This is a genomic window from Anaeromyxobacter sp. SG66, assembly GCF_022690805.1.
Taxonomy (GTDB): Bacteria; Myxococcota; Myxococcia; order Myxococcales; family Anaeromyxobacteraceae; genus Anaeromyxobacter; species Anaeromyxobacter soli.
Genome location: NZ_JALCZC010000195.1, coordinates 1 through 3,607, shown reverse-complemented (window position 1 = coordinate 3,607; position 3,607 = coordinate 1). Strand labels below are relative to the sequence as shown.

Annotated in this window: 1 protein-coding gene and 2 pseudogenes; 2 read left to right on the top strand and 1 reads right to left on the bottom strand. The window is 74.4% G+C overall.

What is annotated here, in order from left to right; translation table 11 throughout:
- A pseudogene (locus MNZ39_RS23575) lies at positions 1 to 272 on the top strand (hypothetical protein); the annotation flags it as partial.
- 36 nt (positions 273 to 308) lie between these two features.
- Here the strand turns inward: MNZ39_RS23575 and MNZ39_RS23570 are convergent.
- On the bottom strand, positions 309 to 3,077 hold the full coding sequence (locus MNZ39_RS23570; RefSeq protein ID WP_242341524.1) for an SNF2-related protein: 2,769 nt from the start codon (positions 3,075 to 3,077) through the stop codon (positions 309 to 311).
- A gap of 215 nt (positions 3,078 to 3,292) precedes the next feature.
- Here MNZ39_RS23570 and MNZ39_RS23565 point away from each other — a divergent pair.
- Positions 3,293 to 3,607, top strand: a pseudogene (locus MNZ39_RS23565) (hypothetical protein); the annotation flags it as partial.

The window sequence follows — 3,607 nt, the reverse complement described above, 5'->3', positions numbered from 1 at the left end:
CCGTCGCCGGCCGCGCGAGCGGGCTCGAGGCCTGCTACGGCGAGGCGCTCCGGCGCACGCCCGCCCTCGACGGCGTGATCGTCGCGCACGTGGGGGGCGGCCGCGCCGCCATCGCGGCGGACTCCGTGGGCGACCCCGAGCTCGCCGCGTGCGTCGTGCGGGCGCTCGGGCCGGCGGGCGGGACCGCGGCGGCCGTGCCCATCCGGTTCGAGCTCGTCCCGGCCAAGGGCGCCGGAGCGGAGGCAGCGGCGCGCTCACGCGGCCGGCCGTGACTCGCGGCACCGAAGGTGCGCGAGTCGCGCCGCCGCTCAGGGCGCGCGCCAGTACGCCGTCGCCACGAGGGTGCGCTTCTCGCGGATCTCCGCGCGCTTCCGGAGGTCCGCGACGGCGCGATCCTTCTCGGCGTAGCGGTGCCCCTCGGTCGCGCGCAGGTCGTCGAGCTTGCGGCGGTACTCGCGCTCGGCGCGCTCGCACGCCGCCCGGCGGTCGCGGAGCGGCGCCTCGGAGCGGTCGTGCAGCGCGCCCCGCGCCTTGGCCCAGGCGGCGCGCGCGTCGTCGACGGCCTTGCGCGGCGACGCGAGCGCGTCCTCGACCGAGCGGTCCCAGCGGTCTCGCGCCTCGTCGTACGACCTCGCGATCCGCTCCTGGAGGTCCTGCACGAGCCGCGCGTGGATCGTCTCCAGCGCCTCCTCCTGCGCGCTCCCGATGGAGACGGTCGCTCCTCGCGGGCCCGCCTTCGCCTCCTCGGCGGGGAGCGCCGCGAACGCCTCGGCCTCCTCCGGGGTGAGCGCGTGGAACCGCTCGCCGTCGTGCCACAGGACGAGGTGGATGACGCGCTCCTCCGAGACGAGCGCGTCGAAGCTGAACTTGTAGGCGAACCACCAGCCCTCGCGCCCGGCCAGGCGGCCGAGCTTCGCGGGCAGGTTCACCGCCGGGAGCTCGAGGAACGAGACGGCGTCCTGCGGCCGCGCGCGGACCTTCTCGGCGGCCTCGCGCACGAGCCTCGCGCGCCCGGTGCGGCCCTTCGCGGGCGGCTGCGGCGCCTCGGGCTCCGCCTCCGCCGGACGGGGCGCGTCGTCCGCGAGGACCGCCGAGACGAGCGCGTCCTCCTCCGCCTCCCGCCGCGCCACCGCCTCCTTCGCCTTCTGCTCGGCGACGCGCAGCCGCCCGCGGACCTCGCCGTCGAAGCGCTCGAAGAGCAGCGCCCGCGCCGCGGCGTACCGGGCGGAGATCCGGTCGTCGAGCTCGCCGCGGAGCTTCTGGAACGCGGCGTCGATCTGCTCGCCCGAGCGGCAGGACTGGTAGATGTCGAGGACCCGCTTCTCGAAGTCGATGCCGGTGCCCAGCGCGCCCAGGATCTCGTCGGACGAGCCGAACACGCCGTCGAAGAGCGCGAGCTTCTGCGAGAGGAGGTCGTAGAGCCGGTTGTCGGCCGCGTTCTGGCGATTGAGGAAGTTCAGCACGAGCACGTCGCGCTGCTGGCCGTAGCGGTGGCACCGGCCGATGCGCTGCTCGACGCGCTGCGGGTTCCAGGGGAGGTCGTAGTTCACGACCAGGTTGCAGAACTGGAGGTTCAGCCCCTCCGCTCCGGCCTCGGTCATGATCAGGATCTGCGTCTCGTTCCGGAACTCCTCGACGAGCGCCTGGCGCTTGTCCGTGCCGCCCACGTCCCCCGAGAGGCAGGTGACGGAGTAGCCCTTCGCCTTGAGCAGGCGCGCGAGGTAGTCCTGCGTGCGGCGGAACTCGGTGAAGACGACCGCCTTGTCCGGCCAGTTGCACGCCTTCGCGACCGTGAAGCAGCGATCGAGCCCGCGCACGAGCGCGTCGCCCTTCGCGTTCACCTTGATCTCCCGGGCGAGGCGCGCGCAGGCGCGGAGCTCCGAGAGCTCGTCGTTCATCCGCCGGAGCGCGGCCTGGCCCTTCGGCCGCGAGGGGCCGCCGGCGTCGTCGAAGAGCTCCTCCACCTCCTCGGCGAACCCGTCCATCTCGAGGAGCAGCTCCGCCTGGGCGGAGCACTCGACGCCCGCGATCTTCTGGTCGAGCGTGTCGGCGAGCCGATCGAGCGTGGCGGCGAGGGCGAACGACGAGGAGGCGAGGATCTTGCGGTAGACGAGGACGAAGAGCTGCCGGCGCGCCGCGGGGATGGCGTAGGCGTCGTCGCGGCGCAGGTACTCGGAGACGCGCTCGTAGAGCTCCTGCTCCTGGGCGGTCGGCGCGAAGTCCTCCACGATCGATCGCCGCGCGGTGTACTTCACGTACTCCTTCACCTGGCGGCGCAGCGTGCGGATGAACACGGGCGCGAGGCGCGACTTGAGGTCGGCGGCCTTGTCCTCGGTGAGCTCGCCCGAGGCGTACTGGGACCGGAACGCCTCCTCGTTGCCGAGCAGGGCGTCGTCGATGAACGCGGCGAGGCCGAGCAGCTCCATGAGGTCGTTCTGGAGCGGCGTCGCGGTGAGGAGCAGCTTCGGAGCCTTGCGCAGGGCCTTGCGGAGCGCCTGCCCGGTGCGGTGATCCTTGCGGTACGCGTTCCGGAGGCGGTGCGCCTCGTCGATCACGGCGACGTCCCACGGCACGCGCTCGATGTCCGCCTGCCGGAGCGCGGCGAACGGGTGCGAGCAGATGACGATGCCGCCGGTGTCGAACGGGTTCGTGCGGAGGCCCTGCCGCTCCTTCTCGCGGACGGAGTCGCCGTCCACGACCTCGGCGTCGAGGCCGAACTTGGAGCGCAGCTCCTCGCGCCACTGCGCGCGGAGGGACGCGGGCACGAGGATCACGGCGCGCGCCTTGCCCTCGGCGGCGAGCTGCGCGAGCACGATACCCGCCTCGACGGTCTTGCCGAGCCCGACCTCGTCGGCGAGCACGGCGCCGCCGGTGGGGAGCGCCGCCAGCGCGAAGGCGGCGGCCTCGATCTGGTGCGGGTTCAGATCGACGGCGGAGTGGGCGAGCGCCCCGGCGAGCCGGGTGGTCCCGCCGCCGCCGCGCGCGGTGAGCGTCTCGGCGGCGATCCGCTGATGAAACTGCGTGAGCTGGGGCTTGTCCGGCCTCGAACGCGACACCACCTGAGACACCCCGCCCATCCCGCCTCCACCGCCGTCTCCGGCGCCTGCGTCCGGCTGCGCGATCGCGAGCGAGCGCCGTGCGCCATCCCACCCGGCCGCCGCCCCGCGCGCGGGGAGCGCAGCGGAGCGAACGGCGGTATCCCGTGATACCGGCGGCACTGTAGCAGCAACTCGATCCCCGGGGCAGTCCCGATGTACCGTCGCTTCCGGGTGTCGACGATGGGAGCTCGAGCTTGAAGTTCGTCTGTGATTCCTGCGGAAAGCGCTTCGCGAGCGTCGACGAGCCGGCGCCGGGCCGCGTGTACCGCATCCGCTGCCGGTGTGGGCACGTGATCCTCGTGCGCGGGCCCGCCGCCGCGGCGCGCGGCGCCGACGGGCGGCCCCGGCGCTTCGAGCCGCCTCCGCCTCCGCCACCGCTGATGGCCCCTCCGCCGCCCCAGGAGCCCGAGCCCGCGCCGAGCGCGCCTCCGCCGCGCGCGGACCCGGCGCCCGGGCTGCACGCCGTGCCGTCCGAGGAGCGGAGCGGTGCGGCCCAGGCCGAGGCCGAG

Coding starts and splice junctions, on each gene's coding strand:
- MNZ39_RS23570 (WP_242341524.1), bottom strand. CDS start 3,077: ATGGGCGGGGTGTCTCAGGTGGTGTCGCGTTCGAGGCCGGACAAGCCC.